General features: G+C 71.5%; 14 protein-coding genes, 3 tRNA genes and 1 pseudogene. 11 read left to right on the top strand and 7 right to left on the bottom strand.

Annotation, left to right across the window (positions count from 1 at the left end; translation table 11 throughout):
- Window positions 1–135: 135 nt before the first annotated feature.
- From FM076_RS17815 to FM076_RS17805, 3 genes and pseudogenes are all read right to left on the bottom strand, one after another.
- A complete protein-coding gene (locus tag FM076_RS17815; RefSeq protein ID WP_173874828.1) occupies window positions 136–2202 on the bottom strand; it encodes a DEAD/DEAH box helicase in 2067 nt (688 codons plus the stop codon).
- A 488-nt stretch (window positions 2203–2690) separates the two neighbouring features.
- On the bottom strand, window positions 2691–3242 hold the full coding sequence (locus FM076_RS17810) for a hypothetical protein (RefSeq protein WP_173871923.1): 552 nt from the start codon (window positions 3240–3242) through the stop codon (window positions 2691–2693).
- A gap of 459 nt (window positions 3243–3701) precedes the next feature.
- Window positions 3702–3767 (bottom strand): annotated as a pseudogene (locus FM076_RS17805) (metallopeptidase family protein); the annotation flags it as partial.
- Window positions 3768–3987: 220 nt separating this feature from the next.
- Between FM076_RS17805 and FM076_RS17800 the strand changes: the two are divergent.
- From FM076_RS17800 to FM076_RS17775, 7 genes are all read left to right on the top strand, one after another.
- Window positions 3988–4854: a phage major capsid protein gene (locus FM076_RS17800; RefSeq protein WP_243274551.1), complete on the top strand. Its 867-nt coding sequence runs from the start codon at window positions 3988–3990 to the stop codon at window positions 4852–4854.
- 567 nt (window positions 4855–5421) lie between these two features.
- Window positions 5422–5688 (top strand): hypothetical protein, encoded by a 267-nt coding sequence (locus tag FM076_RS33960; protein ID WP_243274550.1) that lies wholly within the window; start codon window positions 5422–5424, stop codon window positions 5686–5688.
- Entirely contained in the window at window positions 5669–6187 is a 519-nt protein-coding gene (locus FM076_RS17795) for a DUF6879 family protein (protein ID WP_345945067.1), read from the top strand. The genes FM076_RS33960 and FM076_RS17795 overlap by 20 nt, the downstream gene beginning before the upstream one ends.
- Before the next feature lie 12 nt (window positions 6188–6199).
- Window positions 6200–7054 carry a helix-turn-helix domain-containing protein gene (locus FM076_RS17790; protein ID WP_173871919.1) on the top strand — a complete coding sequence of 285 codons (855 nt, stop codon included), beginning with the start codon at window positions 6200–6202 and terminating at the stop codon, window positions 7052–7054.
- Window positions 7055–7843: 789 nt separating this feature from the next.
- Window positions 7844–8308, top strand: a complete 465-nt coding sequence (locus FM076_RS17785; protein ID WP_345945066.1) for a glycine-rich domain-containing protein — start codon at window positions 7844–7846, stop codon at window positions 8306–8308.
- Between the two features lie 82 nt (window positions 8309–8390).
- Window positions 8391–9065, top strand: coding sequence for a class I SAM-dependent methyltransferase (locus FM076_RS17780; protein ID WP_173871917.1), 675 nt, complete (start codon window positions 8391–8393; stop codon window positions 9063–9065).
- Window positions 9066–9163: 98 nt separating this feature from the next.
- Complete coding sequence (locus FM076_RS17775) at window positions 9164–9514, top strand: metallopeptidase family protein (protein WP_173871916.1); 351 nt, start codon at window positions 9164–9166, stop codon at window positions 9512–9514.
- A 17-nt stretch (window positions 9515–9531) separates the two neighbouring features.
- On the opposite strand, the gene FM076_RS17770 is transcribed toward FM076_RS17775, so the two are convergent.
- Window positions 9532–9876 carry a metallopeptidase family protein gene (locus tag FM076_RS17770; protein ID WP_173874825.1) on the bottom strand — a complete coding sequence of 115 codons (345 nt, stop codon included), beginning with the start codon at window positions 9874–9876 and terminating at the stop codon, window positions 9532–9534.
- Window positions 9877–10076: 200 nt separating this feature from the next.
- Between FM076_RS17770 and FM076_RS17765 the strand changes: the two genes are divergently transcribed.
- From FM076_RS17765 to FM076_RS17750, 4 genes are all read left to right on the top strand, one after another.
- Entirely contained in the window at window positions 10077–11693 is a 1617-nt protein-coding gene (locus FM076_RS17765; protein WP_173874824.1) for a metallophosphoesterase, read from the top strand.
- 240 nt (window positions 11694–11933) lie between these two features.
- Window positions 11934–12009 (top strand) — tRNA-Glu (locus FM076_RS17760).
- Window positions 12010–12259: 250 nt separating this feature from the next.
- Window positions 12260–12334, top strand: a tRNA-Asp gene (locus tag FM076_RS17755).
- 62 nt (window positions 12335–12396) lie between these two features.
- Window positions 12397–12470 (top strand) — tRNA-Phe (locus FM076_RS17750).
- An 89-nt stretch (window positions 12471–12559) separates the two neighbouring features.
- Here FM076_RS17750 and FM076_RS17745 read toward each other — a convergent pair.
- The 3 genes from FM076_RS17745 to FM076_RS17735 all read right to left on the bottom strand — a co-directional run bounded on the left by FM076_RS17745 (window position 12560) and on the right by FM076_RS17735 (window position 15617).
- Window positions 12560–13828 (bottom strand): ABC transporter permease, encoded by a 1269-nt coding sequence (locus FM076_RS17745; RefSeq protein ID WP_243274548.1) that lies wholly within the window; start codon window positions 13826–13828, stop codon window positions 12560–12562.
- Between the two features lie 149 nt (window positions 13829–13977).
- Window positions 13978–14814, bottom strand: coding sequence for a cytochrome c biogenesis CcdA family protein (locus FM076_RS17740; RefSeq protein ID WP_173871914.1), 837 nt, complete (start codon window positions 14812–14814; stop codon window positions 13978–13980).
- On the bottom strand, window positions 14814–15617 hold the full coding sequence (locus FM076_RS17735) for a DsbA family protein (protein WP_173871912.1): 804 nt from the start codon (window positions 15615–15617) through the stop codon (window positions 14814–14816). The genes FM076_RS17740 and FM076_RS17735 overlap by 1 nt, the downstream gene beginning before the upstream one ends.
- Between the last annotated feature and the right edge of the window lie 62 nt (window positions 15618–15679).

Here is a 15679-nt window from a genome sequence, read left to right as displayed (position 1 = left end):
CGGGCGGGGTTCGAAGGCATTCCGGGTTGCATGCCTTCGGGGCTGTGCTCGGGCACGCGTTCGGCAGCCCCTCCCCGGGGCTGCCGAACGCTGCTCGGCGGGGGCCGGCAGGGGCCGCGTCGGCCTCAGCCGGCGTCAGCCGTTGCGCTTCCAGCGGGGCTTGTCGGCGCGGCGGTCCGGGGTGCGCGGGGCGGCGCGGCCGGGGCCGTGCGAGGTGGAGCGGTGGTCGCCGGTGCGGCCGACGGGGCGGCGGTCGTCGCGACGGTCACGGTGGTACGGGCGGTCGCCACCGCGGTATCCCTCGCGGAAGCCGTCGCGGCGGAAGGGACGGTCGCCACCGTCCCGGTCGCGGCGGACGTCGTCGCGGTCGCGGCGGAACCCGCCCTCGTCGCGGCGGTAGCCGCCACGCGCGCCGTCCCGGCCACCGTCACGCCGGTCCCGATCCCGGTCACGATCCCTGTCCCTGTCACGGCCGTACGGGCGGTCGTCACGGTCACGGTCGCGGTCCCGGCCGCCGTACGGGCGGTCGTCACGGTCACGGCGGAACCCGCCACGGTCCCTGTCCCTGTCCCGGTCCCTGTCACGGCCGTACGGACGGTCGCCGCGATCCCGGTCGCGGTCGCGGTCCCGGTCCCGGTTGCGGCGGTCGTAGGACGGACGGCCGCCACGGTCTCCGCGGTCGCCCCTGTCGCGGTCGCGCTCGGCGCGCTCCCGCTCGCGGCGCTCCGCCTCGGCCTTGGCCTCGCGGGCGGCCTCGGCACGGGCCTCCTCGGCGGCCTGGGCCGCCTCCGCCTCGGCCGCGGCAGCGACGGCCGCCTCCGGGTCCTCGCCCCGCTCGCGCGCGGCACGCGCGACCAAGAGGGTGGCCTCCTCGCGCAGTTCGGCGGCGCGGCGCTGGAGCTTCTCCAGCTGGCGGCTCAGCTTCTTGGCCTCGCGCTCGGCCTGGCGGGCGGAGTTGGCGGCGGACTCGGCCTGGACCTCGGTGAGGGAGCGGGCGCCGGTGATCCGCGCCACATCGTCGTCGAAGACGTCACCGCGGCCGATGATGTGCCGGGTCGCGTCCACACCGGCGTCCTCCATCAGCCGGAAGATCTGCCTCCGCTGGTGCGGCAGCGCCAGCGAGACGACCGTGCCGGACTCGCCCGCGCGGGCGGTACGCCCCGAACGGTGCAGGTAGTCCTTGTGGTCCCCGGCCGGGTCGACGTTCAGGACGAGGTCGATGCCGTCGACGTGGATGCCGCGGGCGGCGACGTCCGTGGCGACCAGCACGTTGACCTTGCCGCCCTTGAAGTCCTCCAGGGTGCGGGTGCGGGCGCCCTGCGTCATGCCGCCGTGCAGCGCGTCGGCGCGTACGCCCGCCTCCCGCAGCTGCTCGGCGACGCGGTCGGCACCGAGCTGCGTGCGGACGAAGATGATCGTGCGGCCCTTGCGGGCGGCGATGGCGGCCGTGACCGGCGCCTTGTCGCGCGGCTTCACGACGAGCACGTGGTGCGTCATCGTCGTCACCGCGCCCTGCGCCGCGTCCACCTCGTGCGAGACGGGGTCGACGAGGTAGCGCCGCACCAGCGAGTCGATCTCCTTCTCCATGGTGGCGGAGAAGAGCATCCGCTGGCCGCCCTCGGGGACGAGGTCGAGGATCTCGGTGACCTCCGGCAGGAAGCCGAGGTCGGCCATCTGGTCGGCCTCGTCGAGGATCGCGGTCGCGACGTCGTCGAGGGAGCAGGAGCCGCGGTTGATCAGGTCGCGCAGCCGGCCGGGGGTGGCGACGAGGATGTCGACCCCGCGCTCCAGCGCCGAGATCTGGTTGGCCATCGACGTGCCGCCGCAGACGACCTTCAGCCGGAGGCCGAGCGTGTCGCCGTACGGCTGGAGCGCGTCGGAGACCTGCATCGCCAGCTCGCGGGTCGGCGTGAGGATGATGCCGCGGGGGCGCTTGCGCTCGGTGCGTCCGCCGCTGAGGCGGGCGAGGAGCGGCAGGCCGAAGGAGAGGGTCTTGCCGGAGCCGGTACGGCCCCGGCCGAGCACGTCCTTGCCCGCCAGCGCGTCCGGGATGGTGGCGGCCTGGATCGGGAACGGCCGGGTCACGCCGTTCTGCGCCAGCTTGCGGACGACGGCCTCGGGCAGCCCGAGATCGGCGAAGGTGAGCGAAACCTCGGCAGCCTCCCCGGCCTCTGCGGGCTCCGCGACGTTCTGGATGTCCATGGCGTTCTGGGTGTCCACGGCGTCCTGGGTGCCAACGGCGTTCTCGGCGTCCACGCTGTTCTCGATGTCCGAGATGTTCTCGGCGTCCGAGGCGTGCCCGATATCGGAGACGTTCCCTCCGTCCTCGACGCCTCCGACGCCCTCGACGGGGGAGGCGCCTGCGGTCTGCTCGACGTCCACGACGTCCTCGGTGAATGCGGGCTCGATGGCCTCAGGTGTGGTGACAGACATACGAACTGCGAACCTTCCGGAGTAACTGGCACGCGCCCTTGACTCCGCGAAATCGCAAGAAACCGCCTCGATGCGGTCAGCCACGGCAAGAGAGAGAACGCGCCACACGGCGCGCTGTGATGACGGCGCCGGGCAAATGGGATCAAACGATCTACCAGCATACGCGGCCCGTACGGCAAGGCGCAAACGGGCCCCGGACGCCGGCTGGAGACTGGCATGTTCCGATCAGGCTCGATCAGGATCAGGTCAGGTGCCGATCAGGCCGGACTGGCGTCGGTACGGCGTGCGAAGGCGTCGGAACCGGTGGGCGACGCCGTGGTCCGGGTGGGTGAGGGGTCAGGTTCCGGCCGGGTCGGCGAGGGGGTGGGCGAGGTCGTGGGGGAACCGGAACCGCCGCTGTGACCGCCGCCGGCCCCTCCGGTACCACCGGAGCCGGCCGTACCGCCGGACGGCCGGGGCCGGGGCGGCCGGTTGCGGTCGCCGCCCGACGCGCCGCCGGGACCGGACCCCGCGTCGCCGCCGGAGGCCGTCTCGCCGCCCGTACGGCCACCGTCCGCGCCGCCCGGGCCCCCGTCGCCGGAGCGCCCGCCGTCACCGTCCTTGCCGTGCTTGCCGCGCTTGCCGCCCTTGTCGTCGTCGCGCCGGTGGCGACCGCCCGCGCCGTGGCCGTCACCGCCGACGCGGCCCTTGCGGTAGCCCGCGCCGTCGAGGCCGCTGTCGGGCTCCACCGCGCCGCCGTGGTCGTCGGAGCGGCTCCCCACCGGGGCGGCGCCGCCCTCGCCCGCGTCGTCGGTGCCCTGCACCGTCATGCAGCCGCTGAGCGTAGAGACCGCCGCGAGCATCAGCGCGCCGACGGCGGACCGGGCCAGCAGCGCCGCGCCCGAAGCCGTTCCGGAACGGGGGACGGAAGCCGCTTCGGAACCGGAACCGGAACCCAAACCAGAACCGGAACCGGAACCCGAAAGGGAAACGGGATCGGAACCGGAAGCCGTCCTGGCGGCGGGGGCCGTCCCGGAAGCACGAGCCGTCCGGGCAGCGGTAGCCGTACGGGAGGCGGTACGGGATCGGCGCACAGCGGGACCTCCTGCGGGGCTTCGGCGAGTGCTGTGCTCAACTCCCTGTCACCCCAACAGGTCACGCCCGCGCCGCGCACGGCGCCCTTCACGGCGCTCCCCTACCCCGCGGCGCGCCCCCACCCGGGCGACGCGCCCCGCACTCCGCCCGCGCCCCCACCCGCGCCCGCGAAGGCGCGCAGCCGCCGGCCGCGTCTAGCCGTATCCCAGCGCGTGCAGCCTCTCGTCGTCGATGCCGAAGTGGTGGGCGATCTCGTGCACCCACGGATGCCCACCGAACACAGGCCCGAAAGTCGGGTTTAGGCTGCTTTGGGTATCCGCGTCGTCTACGAGACCGGTTGCCGGTTCATCTCGATCGCTGACGGAATCGACTCCGACAACGCGGGCTGGGAGCTCCAGCTCATAATGGCGGCTCAGCAGGCGCACACAGAGTCCAAGAACACAGCGATCCGCGTCACCGACCTGCGGGCGGACGAACGTGATGAGGGCCGGTGGATGGGCTCCCGGCCGTACGGGTTGGACTCCAGGGAACCGGCGTCCCTGCGATCCGTCGCAGGCTGGCTCAATCGTTCAGCCCGTGGAGCGGGAGAGCGTCGCGCTCCAAGTGGCCAGCAAGCTGAAGACGGACCGCACCAAGGTCCACATCCCCATCGTGCAGACGGACGCGGGCGCGTCCTTCGTGGCGGAGGGTGAAGAGATCGCCGCCACGGACGCCGTGATAGGAGAGCTGGAGGTCATCCCGGCCAAGTGCGCGGGCCTGTCCATCGTGTCGTCCGAACTGGCCGAGGACAGCGACCCGGATGCGCAGAAGCTCGTAGGCGACGGCCTTGCCCGCTCCATCGCCGGGGCCCTGGACCGCTCGTTCTTCGGGTCCCTCTCCGCTCCCAACCCGGCGGGCCTGGAGGGCGTGGACGGCGTGGGCACCGTGGACGCCGGGGCCAAGTTCACCAACCTGGACGCCTTCCAGGAGGCCATCAACCGGGCGGAGGACGTGGGCGCCACGATCACGGCGTTCGCCGCGAACCCGGTAGACGCGCTGACCCTGGCCCAGCTCAAGCAGACCAAGGACAGCAACGTCCCGCTACTGGGCTCCGACCCGACCACGCCGACTCGACGCACGGTGTTGGGCATCCCGCTGTACGTCTCCAACGCCGTGACCGCCGGGACCGTGTGGGGAATCCCGCGTGACCGCGTGATGGTCGTTATGCGGCGGGATGTGACCCTGGACGCCTCCAAGCACGCCCGGTTCTCCCACGATCAGGTCGCCATCAAGGCCACCATGCGGGCCGCGCACGCGTTCCCGCACCCGGCGGCGATCCAGCGCGTCAGTCTGACCAAGGCGGCGTGAACTCGTCGCGGCGGGCCCAGAGTTCGCCCATGACAGCTTGGGCCCGCCGCGCGCTACACGGGAAACGATTCACGCTTCCTCGTGTCACGCGCGAACACCGAGAAGATCGGATAACCGGACGCAAATACGCTTCCGACTAGTCGGCACGACGTGGAGGCCCTGGGGGTGACCCCCGACCTGATCGGCCGGAGGACCGAAGGGTGATAGCGGCTCGGCATCTGTACGGGTTCCAAGGTCGCTGAAGCAGCCGCCATTGGTTCAAAGGGGGCTAGCTGGCCGGCCCCAGAGCCTGAGTGGTCAAGTACCCTACGGTTCCAATGGGCTTGATCCTCTTCGATTCGAAGACACGATTACGTTGCCTGGATGGCCGCTCCCGCTGCTGCGGAGCTGGCCGTCCAGGCAACGCGTGCCAGTACTTCGCTCCTTGCCCCCGTGGCCGCCCCTTTCGCCGGGCTCGCTGCGGGGGCTTCGCTGCGTTCTTGCACATGTACAGGCGGTCTTGACGGACTGGTCCGCAGGCGTGATGGTCGTGCACATCCGTGCAACCCGCTAGCGGAGGAGTGCGCAATGGCCCTTAAATTCCTGGGTATTTGGCCCAACACTCCGGACGATGGCTCACCGACCATCTGGTTGGACGACACGACCGGGGACCTGATCATCCAGTCTTGGAAGGCTGATGAGGCAACTGTCCGTGAGGCGCAGGAGGTTGGGTCCGTCCCCGGACACTCGACGGACGTGCCGGACCACGAGACTGTGATCCGGTTGCCCGCAAACATGCTCCAGTTCATCCCCCGCCCGGACAGTGAGGACAACGGTGGCAACAGCGGTACGTGAAGCACTCGCCAAGGCGCAGCGTTCAGCGATGCACCTTGAGATGCGGGACAGCTACATGCGGGATGATCCCGAGTTCATCCGCTGGCAGCAGGGGCACAGGTATGACCCGGCCGACCGCGAGTCGTGGTGGCGGTCGTGGCTCGACGTGGTGGCGGAGACGACCGCCCGGGGCGTGGTCATGCGCCGGTTGCGGGTGGTGTCCGAACCGCTGAGTGACTACCTGCGGTACGAGTACGACGGGGCTTTTACGAACGTGGCTGCCGGAGAGTTGGTTCGTTGGCTGCCCCGTTCGCGGGCGCGCGATCTTCTGTTGCCCGCGCTGGACGGCTGGGTCATGGACGAGGAGACCGTGATCTTGCATCACTTCAGCGGAGAAGGGCAGTGGACCGGCCCGGGCATGGAGGTCTGCCACGATCCGGCGTTGGCCAAGCGGTACGCAGAAGCGTATGAGGCGGCATGGCAACGAGCCATTCCGCACGAGGAGTACCGGCCCGCCTGAAGATCACGCACTATGGCTGTCTCTCCGTCCTCAAGCGCCCAGCAGGCCCGGCAGGCTCTAGCGGATCGCCTCGCTGAGCTGTGCCGGGATGCTGGGCTCAACGGTATTGAACTGGCCGCACGTTGCGGCTGGCATCCGTCCAAGTCGTCGCGGATCATGAATGCCAAGACGCCTCCTTCAGCCGACGATATTCGGGCCTGGTGCCATGCCTGCGGCGCTGAAGGGCAGACGGCGGACCTGATTGCCTCTCTGCGAGCTGTTGAAGGCATGTGGGTGGAGTGGCGCCGTATGGAGAGGGCGGGCCTGCGGCGCGCCCAGGAGGCGCGATTGCCGCTGTATGAGCGAACGCGCCGGTTCCGGTCGTACTCCTCTTGGCTCGTGCCTGGGCTGATTCAGACGCCCGGTTACACCGAGGCCGTGTTGCGCGCTGTCCAGCGCCGCCGAGTGCCGATTGATGACGTGGCCGACGCCGTGGCCGTCCGCATGGACCGTCAGCGCGTCCTGTACGAGGGACAACGGCGCTTCGCGTTCCTGGTTGAGGAGTCCGTCTTGCGGAACGGACACGGGGACGAGGACACGCAGGCCGAGCAGCTAGAACGGCTGCGCCTCCTCGCTGACGGCGAGTTGCCGCATGTGAGCTTGGGCGTGGTCCCGTCACGGCTGGGCCGGTCGCGTATGCCCGTTGAGGGCTTCTGGATTTACGACAAGGCCCAAGTCAACGTCGAGTTGGTGTCCGGGTACCTCACGCTCACACAGCCCAGCGAGGTAGGCGCGTACGCGGACACGTTCGCATCACTGGCCGACATGGCTGCGTACGGGGAGAACGCCCGCAGGCTGATCACTACGGCGATCAACTCGCTCGGGTGACTCGCATGCAATCGCATGCAATCTCGTAGCCGCCAACTCTCGACGCTTTCTAGCGTCTTGGGCATGGCTACGGACTCAGGAACGGGCCGCCCGCTGGTCAGCACCCGGGAGGCCCTACGGCGACGGAGCGCGACGTGTGGCGGAATTCTCCTCGGGCCGCAGGAGACCGAAGATGCCAAGGGCGCAGATCTCCCCCCGGGCTCCATGGCGTACCCGCCGTGCCAGTGCCCCCGCCACCGGAACCGCTCCCAGGAGGGTGCGGACGCGCCGCTGAGCGTCAGGTCAGCGTGTGCTGATACGAGAGGCGGCGAGGTGGCGTGACGCGCTCGATCCTGCGCTTCGTGAATTGGCGCAGCCACCCCAATCCCGTCCCTGGCCGCCCGGCCACAGTGCATCGCTTCGAGTGCCTGACGGCTGGCTGTAACGCCGCTTCCCCGGCCGGGGAGTTCGGCCCGGCACAGAACTGGTCCCAGCGGCACTCCGGCCGCAATCCGAGCCACAGGGACTTCCGGGAAGTCATCGAGCGCCCTTGGCGCAATGAGCCCCAGGAGTGAACTCCCCATGAAACAGCGCCTGTTCATAGGGCTCCTAGTGGCGCCCGCCTTCCTGATTCCCGCATGGATCATCTGGGGTCCACGCCTCTAGACCCCCACCCCCGCCCGGTCGTACCGGACGGTTCTCCCACGCCAAGAAAGTCCCGGCCGGGGGTGGGCCGCTCCCGCCGTCCCTGCTCCACCAGCCGACGGCGAGAGCGAACCGGAGCACCACCGACGCAACGGAGGTACCACCGTGACCGTAGTGCAAGAGCGCCCGGTGACCGACGCCCGCACGCTTCTGCACCCCGAAACCCGGGCACTGCTGGCGGCGGACGTACAGAAGAAGTTCCCGGACATGTCCACCTCGCTGGCAGAGCGCGGCGTGGGCCAGATGCTGGCCTTCCTCGCAGCCGGAACCCAAACGGCCGAGCCCTTGAGCCCGTCTCCGATCGTGGATGAGTTCTGGCACGCCTTCATCCTGCACACCGAGGCGTACGCGGAATTCTGCGATCAGACGTTCGGCCGGTTCATCCACCACCGCCCGGAGTACCTGGACCCGGCCATCCATGGCGGGGCCAAGGCTGTCCGCGCGCGCACCATCGACGCCATCACGGCGGCCGGGTACGTCGTGGACGCGGAGCTGTGGCCGGAGCTGGACGTAGCGGACTGCAACCAGTGCCACGCCGGGTGCTACGACAGCCCGAACGGCAACAACTGACACCAGAACGGCGATCAGGGGCGGCCGTCCGGACACAAGGCTCCGGAGGGCCGCCCGCCCCGCACACAAGAGACGGAAGCGCATGACCGACGTCAAGGCATGGGACACCTACTCACGCTCCAAGGAGCCCCGACGGGAGGCGAACGCGGCTGGTGAGCGCACGTGGTTCAACTGGACGCAGTTCCCCGATCACGGGCCGGGGGCCGAAGTGCTGACTGTCGCTCCCGGCACGGCGGTGCTGGATCTGGGATGCGGCAAGGGCGGGAACCTCGCCCACGTCGCCACACTCGGCGCTCGCGCTGTCGGCGTCGATGTGTCCCCCGCCCAGCTCCAGGCCGCCCGGGAACGATGGGGAGACCTGGAGGGGATCGAGTTCCACCAGCGGGCCGCACTGGACTTCCTGACCGACACCGGCGAACGGTTCGACGCGGTGTTCTCCGTCTTCGGCGCAGTGTGGTTCACCGAGCCGAGTACGTTGCTTCCCGCCGTGCGGGACCGCCTGAAGCCCGGCGGCGTCCTGGCCTTCTCCCAGCGGCCCCCGGTCGAAGGGTGCTACGGCGCTCAGGCGTCGTACATCAACCGGCCACAGGATGAGGACCCGCTGGTGGTCAAGCGCTGGGACTACGAACCGGAGGTGTGGGTGGACATGCTCCACGCCCACGGCTTCGTCCGGGCAGAGGCCCGGGTGATCGACGCTCCGGAGGGCAGCAACCGCACCGGAACACTCCTGGTGCGCTGTCAGAACCCGACCGGCTGAGACGCCGCGTAAGCGCCCCGCCGCCCGCTGCCCCGTGGAGGGACGGCGGGGCTGCTGTGTCCCGTGTCCGTGCTCTCAGGACGGGTGACAATGGCCGTGTGCTGGAGATGACGCGCGAGACGTTCGAAGAGCTGGTGTCCGACGCGCTGGACACCATCCCTCCGGAGCTGACACGGATCATGGACAACGTGGCCGTGTTCGTCGAGGACGAGCCTCCAGCCGATGACCCGGAGCTACTGGGCCTGTACGAGGGGACGCCCCTCACCGAGCGGGGCGAGTGGTACGCGGGCGTTCTGCCGGACCGGATCACGATCTACATGGGGCCGACGCTCCGCATGTGCGAGGACCGGGACGAAGTGGTTCACGAGGTGGCCACGACGGTCGTTCACGAGGTGGCGCACCACTTCGGCATAGATGACGAACGGCTCCACGCGCTGGGCTGGGGCTAATAACAAGCCCTGTGGCGTCACCCGATCAGGCGGTAGCTGTCCCGAGAGGTGTACGACGGGTTATCGTGCACGACGGTGATCTCGACCTCCTCCACGACTCCCTCCCGGTCTCCCCCGGCCTCCCGCTCCACCATCCGCAGGGTCGGCCCCCGGTAGACGGTGATGCGGTCCGGGAGCACGCCCGCGTACCACTCGCCGCGCTCGGTCAGCGGCGTGCCCTCGTACAGCCCGAGCAGCTCGGGATCGCTCGCCGGGGGCTCGTCCTCGACGAAGACCGCGACGTTGTCCATGAGTCTGGTCAGTTCGGGCGGTATGCGGTCGAGCGCCTCGGCGACCAGTTCCTCGAACTCCTCACGCGTCATCTCCAGCACTCGCCCATTGTCGGCCAGCGCCCCCGGCACCGCGTCCGTGTGCCGTACACGCGCTGTGCACAGTCCCCGGACGGCACGCATACGCACCCCGCACAAGGGGCATACCGGCCGACATGGCCAGCCATGCCACCAAGCCGACGCGCACCGCGAGGGGCTGGTACCGGCGGCTCGCCGCCCACGTGACCGCCCACATGATCTCCCCCGTCACCGCGCGCCTCACCACCCGCCTCCGCCGTCGCCCCGGGAGCGGGCCCCCCTCCGGGAGCGAACCCCGCCCCGGGAGCGACCGCCGCCGCGCCTGGCGGCGTGCCGCCGGCCTCGTCGCCGTGACGCTGCTGGGGGCCTGGCTGGGGCTCCTCGTGGTGGGGAACGTGCGCACACCGGTCGGCCCCGTCGACACGACGATGACGCTGCGCCCCTCCCTCACCGGCGGCACCAAGGTGAACATCTCCCCGCTGGGCGCCCTGGAGCTGCGCAGCCACGCGGCGCCGCTGCGCCTGGACGTCGACGTCGACCAGCTGGACCAGGAGCGCTCAGCGGCGCTCGTCAACCACCCGGAGCGGATCGAGGGCTTGGAGGACGAGATCGCCGGGGACGTCCGGTCGGGGGCGCTCGATCTCGGCCTGCGGTCGGCCGTCGCGGTGCTGACCGGCTCCGGCGCGCTCGCGCTGGCCGTCTACCGCCGCCCGCGCCGGGCCCTGGCAGCCGGCGGCCTCTCACTCGCCCTGCTGGTGGCCTGCGCCGCGACGGCGGCCGCGACCTGGAACCCCAAGTCGGTGCTGGAGCCGAGGTTCTCGGGGCTGCTGGCGAGCGCGCCGCAGGTGGTGGGCGACGCCCGCAGCATCGCGACGGAATTCGACGTGTACCAGAAGGAGTTGGCCCGCCTGGTGACAAACGTCACCAAGCTCTACGACGCCACCTCCACCCTCCCCGCGTACCAGCCGGATCCGTCCACGACACGGGTGCTGCACGTCTCCGACATCCATCTGAACCCGGCCGCGTGGCACATCATCCGCTCCCTGGTCGAGCAGTACGACATCGATGTGATCATCGACACCGGCGACACCATGGACCACGGCACCGCCGCCGAGAACGGCTTCCTCGACCCCGTACCCGACCTCGGCGCCCCCTACGTGTGGGTGCGCGGCAACCACGACTCCGCCGCCACCCAGAAGGCCGTCGGGAAACTGGGCGAGAGGCGCGGGGCGCGGGTGCACGTGCTCGACTCCGGGGTGCCGGTGAACGTGGCCGGGCTGCGGATCTCCGGCTGGGGCGACCCGCAGTTCACCCCGGACCGCTCGGTCGCCCCCGAGGGGGACCGAGCGGAGCGCGCCGAGGGCCGCAAGCTGGCCGGCACACTGCGGGCCCAACGCGCCGCCGGGACGCCGGTGGACATCGCCGTCGGCCACAACCCGGTGCTGGCCGAGCAGACCGACGGCCTGGTCCCGCTGGTGCTGGCCGGTCACACCCACAACCGCAGGACGAGGGTGCTGCCGCACGACACCCGGCTGATGGTGCAGGGCTCCACGGGCGGCAGCGGACTGCGGGCCGTGGAGGGCGAGAAGCCCGACAAGGTGCAGGCCTCCGTGCTCTACCTGGACCGCGACAGCGACCGGCTCCAGGCGTGGGACGAGATCACCCTCGGCGGTCTGGGCCTGTCCAAGGCGGAGGTCGCCCGCCACCTCCCCGACGACGTCCGGCCGGGCTCCTCCCCCCGGCCGTCCCCGTCCCCGTCGCAGTCGCAGACGCGGTCGTCCCGCTCCCCTTCCCCGCCCCAGTCCTCCCGGCCCCCGTCCGCCTCCCCGTAGGTCTCGTTCCTCCCGTAGCCCCCAGTAGTCCCCGTAGCCTCGTCGCCCTCGTCGCCCTCGTGGTCCGGTTCGTCCGGTCCCGCGCGGGCGGGTCCGGGCGCGGGCCGCTGCGCATGGGCGGGCGTCCGGAGGCGTGCGCGGGGACGGTTGCCACCCGAATATGTTTTGGCGAACGGTCCGCCCATCCCCTATGCTGCCCAAGCCTGCCGAAGCGCTGTTCAGCGCCCGGCCGGGCCGCCCGCCCTCATCGTCTAGCGGCCCAGGACGCCGCCCTTTCAAGGCGGTAGCACGGGTTCGAATCCCGTTGGGGGCACCATCGCACCACCCTCCGAAGCCTCTGACCTGCCACAGCGCCGGTCGGAGGCTTTCGTGTCGGGGCGGTCCGTCCGGGTCGCGGCGGTACGGCGGCGGCGGTAGGCGGCGAGGCAGCGGTGGTGCGGGGCAGCCCCTGGGGTCTGTTACTCTTTTCCGGCGACGTCACCCCCGCTGGGCAGCCCGGCGAAGCCCGCGAAAGCGGTTGGGAGCACACGTCGCACTGTGCGAGACTGGAGTTCGCACGAACGCTTGGTCCTGTGGAGCAGTTTGGAGTGCTCGCCACCCTGTCAAGGTGGAGGCCGCGGGTTCAAATCCCGTCAGGACCGCTGCCGTCAAGACGCCACGGCTCTCGACGGCCGCCCGACCGGGGCCCCGCCCCGGACCTCCGGGCTGGGTAGCTCAGTTGGTACGAGCGTCCGCCTGAAAAGCGGAAGGTCGCCGGTTCGACCCCGGCCCCAGCCACAGTGCGTGACCGAGGCCCCGTCCCCCTGGGACGGGGCCTCGGTCGTGCTCGGGGCCGGGACGGCAACAGCCCGGGACCCGGGACGGGGTCAGCCCGGGGCGGCGGCGTGGGCGGCGGTGCGGTCGCGGCCGCCGGGGTGGCGGTGGCGCCAGATCCAGAAGACGGTGCAGGAGACCAGGGCCCAGCCGGCGAGGACCAGGTACGGCTGGAGCAGCTGGTGGTCCGGGAAGTAGACCGCCGTGTGCTGGGCGTTCACGGAGGCGCCGGGGGGCAGCCAGCGGCCGATCGCGCCGAGGACCGAGGGCAGCAGCGGCCAGGAGACGGCGCCGCCGGAGGACGGGTTGCCCAGCAGGATCATCAGGCCCCAGGTCGGCACCATGGCCCAGCGGCCGACGAGGGTGTTGAACATGGTGAAGACCATGCCGCTGGCGAACATCGTCAGCGCCAGGATCAGCCACGAGTGGGCGAAGGGCAGCTTCAGGGCGCCCAGTCCCCAGTCGACGACCGCGGCGATGACGAAGCCGCCCAGCAGCGCGTAGCCGGCAGTGAAGGCGATGCGCTCGGGCGGGTTGAGGCCGCGCGCGTGCACGCTGAGCTGGATGGCGCCGACGAAGCCGATGATGACCGCGGCCAGGGAGATGTAGAAGATCGCCAGGCCGCGCGGGTCACCCTTGGCCAGCGGCTTGAGGTCCCGCACCTGGACGGGGACGCCGATCTTCTTGCCGACCTTCGGCCCCGCCTCCTCCAGCAGCTCCGCGACGGAGGCACCCGAGGCGCTGGAGACGTCCAGCTCGACGCCCTCGGGGCGCTCCACCCGCAGGACCGCGAACACCTGCTGGGCCTCGATGGCCTGCTTCGCGCCCGCTTCCGTACGGAAGTGGCGCAGCTTCAGGGAGGAGCCGAGCCCCTTCTCCATGCCCGCCACGAAGGCGTCGCGGTCCTTGGCGGTCTCGGGTGTGCCGACGACGGCGACCGGGACGTGGTGCGGGGTGGGGTTCGCCATGGCGTAGGTGTAGGAGCCGGCGAAGAGGCCGGCGGCCGCGGCCAGGATCAGGGCGAGGACGGTCGCGGGGAGGAACGGCGAGTGGCGGAACTCCCGCCACAGGTCGGAGGGGGTGCGCCGGGTGCGGTGCCTGCCGCGACCGCCGCCTCCGCCGTTTTCGCCGCGACCACCGGCTCCACCACTTCCGCCGTGACCGCCGCCTCCACCGTTTTCACCGTGACCGCCGCTGCCGCCATGACCACCGCTGTCGCCATGCCCGCCGTGACCACCGGTCCGGCTGTGACCGTCGTGACCACCGCTCCGGCCGTGACCACCGTGACCGCCGTGACCGCCGTTGCTGACGCCCTCGCTCATGACCGTCAGCCTAAGCGGGCAAAGCGCGCATTCCGGGCAAGGGCGGCTCGGGTGGCCCGCACCGAGCGGCCCGCACCGGGCGGCCCGCACCGGGCGGCCCGCACCGGGCGGCCCGCACCGGGCGGCCCTCCCCGCGACGTGGTGTCCCGCTAGCCGTCCGTACGCGTGCGGCGGCGTGCCCTCAGTGTGCGGACCAGGGCGACGAGACCGGCCGCCGCGGCCAGCACCACCAGCAGGGCCCCGTCCGGCACCGCGTCCCCGACCCGCCGGGCCCAGTTCTCCGCGGCGAAGGCGCCGTCCACGTCCGTCAGGCCGGGCAGGCCCGCGGCGCCGTCGAAGGCGAGGAAGAGTGTGCCCAGCAGGACGAAGAACAGGCCCGAGAGGAGCGAGGTGGTGTGCACCCGGAACCGGCCGCCGATCCGCACCTCCCTCCCCCGCAGCCAGCGGCGCCGCCCCAGTTCGAAGCGCTCCCACAGCAGGGCCAGCACGAACAGGGGGACGGCCATGCCCAAGGCGTAGACCGCCAGCAGTACTCCGCCGTAGACGGGGTTGCCGCTCACGGCGGCGACGGTCAGCACGCTGCCGAGGATGGGGCCCGCGCAGAACCCGGCCAGTCCGTAGACGGCGCCGAGGGCGTAGACGGACAGGGCGGTCGTCGGGCGGATGCGTCCGGACGCCTCCGCCAGGCGGCGCGGCGCGAAGCCCAGGCCGACGATCTGGGCGGCGCCGAGGGCGATGATCAGCCAGCCGCCCGCCGCCACCAGCAGGTCGCGGTGGGTGGAGAAGAGCCGCCCGGCGAACGAGCCGGCGGCGCCCAGCGGCACCAGGGTCGTGGCGAGGCCGAGGTAGAAGATGCCGGTGCGGGCCACGAGCCGGCTCGCCGTGTCGATCGAGTACGCGAAGAACGCGGGGAGCAGCAGGGCGCTGCACGGGCTGAGCAGGGCGAGGAGGCCGCCGAGGAAGGCGGCCAGGTAGCCGACGTCCATCACTTGTCCCCGCTGCCGCCGGACTTCTTGGCCGCCGCCGCCGCGCGCTCGACGGCGTCGGTGAAGACCTCGTCCGGCTGGGCGCCGGCGATGGGCTGCCCGTTGACCAGGAAGGCGGGGGTGGCGGCGGCACCGAGCGAGGACGCCTCGGCGCTGTCCCTGGCCAGCAGCTTCCTGGCGGCCTTGCCCGCGCGGTCGCGGTCGAAGCGGTCGAGGTCGCGCACGCCCGCCTGCCGGGCCAGGTCGCGCAGGTGGGCGTCGGTGAAGGCGTTCTTCTCGTTGCCCTTGTCGGCGTAGACGGCCTCGTAGAACTGCCAGAACCGGCCCTGCCGGCCGGCGGCCCAGCCCGCGAGCGCCGCCCGCTCGGAGCCCTTGCCGAAGACGGGGAAGTTGCGCCACTCGATGCGCAGGACGCCCGCCTCGACGTACTTCTTCACCAGCTTCGGCTCGGTGTCGCGGGCGAACTTGCCGCAGAACGAGCAGCCGAAGTCGGCGTACTCGATCATCACGACGGGTGCGTCGGCCTTGCCGCGCGCGTACGGGTCGTCGGCGTCCCGGCGTGCGAGCCTCATCAGCGCGGGGTCGCCGGCCGCCGTGTTGTCGGACCGGCCCTCGGCGGTGACGCCGCCGGAGCCGGACCCGCCGCCGTCCGAGGAGCGGCCGCCCACGGCGTACTGGGACAGCCAGCCGGCCAGCAGCGCGGCGACGGCGATGAGAGCCGCGATGAGGACGCCCCTGCGGGGGCGCCGCTGGGACGTGGAAGGGGAGGAGGGAGAGGAGAGGGAGGGGGAAGGGGAAGGCATACGGACGTCTCCTGGTCCTGGTGACGGTGCGTGTGTGCGTGGCGTGGGCAGGGGCCGCCGCG

Origin of the sequence: Streptomyces albus subsp. chlorinus (genome assembly GCF_013302895.1) — a bacterium.
In the GTDB taxonomy this organism is placed as follows: Bacteria; Actinomycetota; Actinomycetes; order Streptomycetales; family Streptomycetaceae; genus Streptomyces; species Streptomyces chlorinus.
The sequence above is the reverse complement of the archived record's forward strand: the minus strand, read 5'-3'. Positions and strand labels throughout refer to the sequence as shown.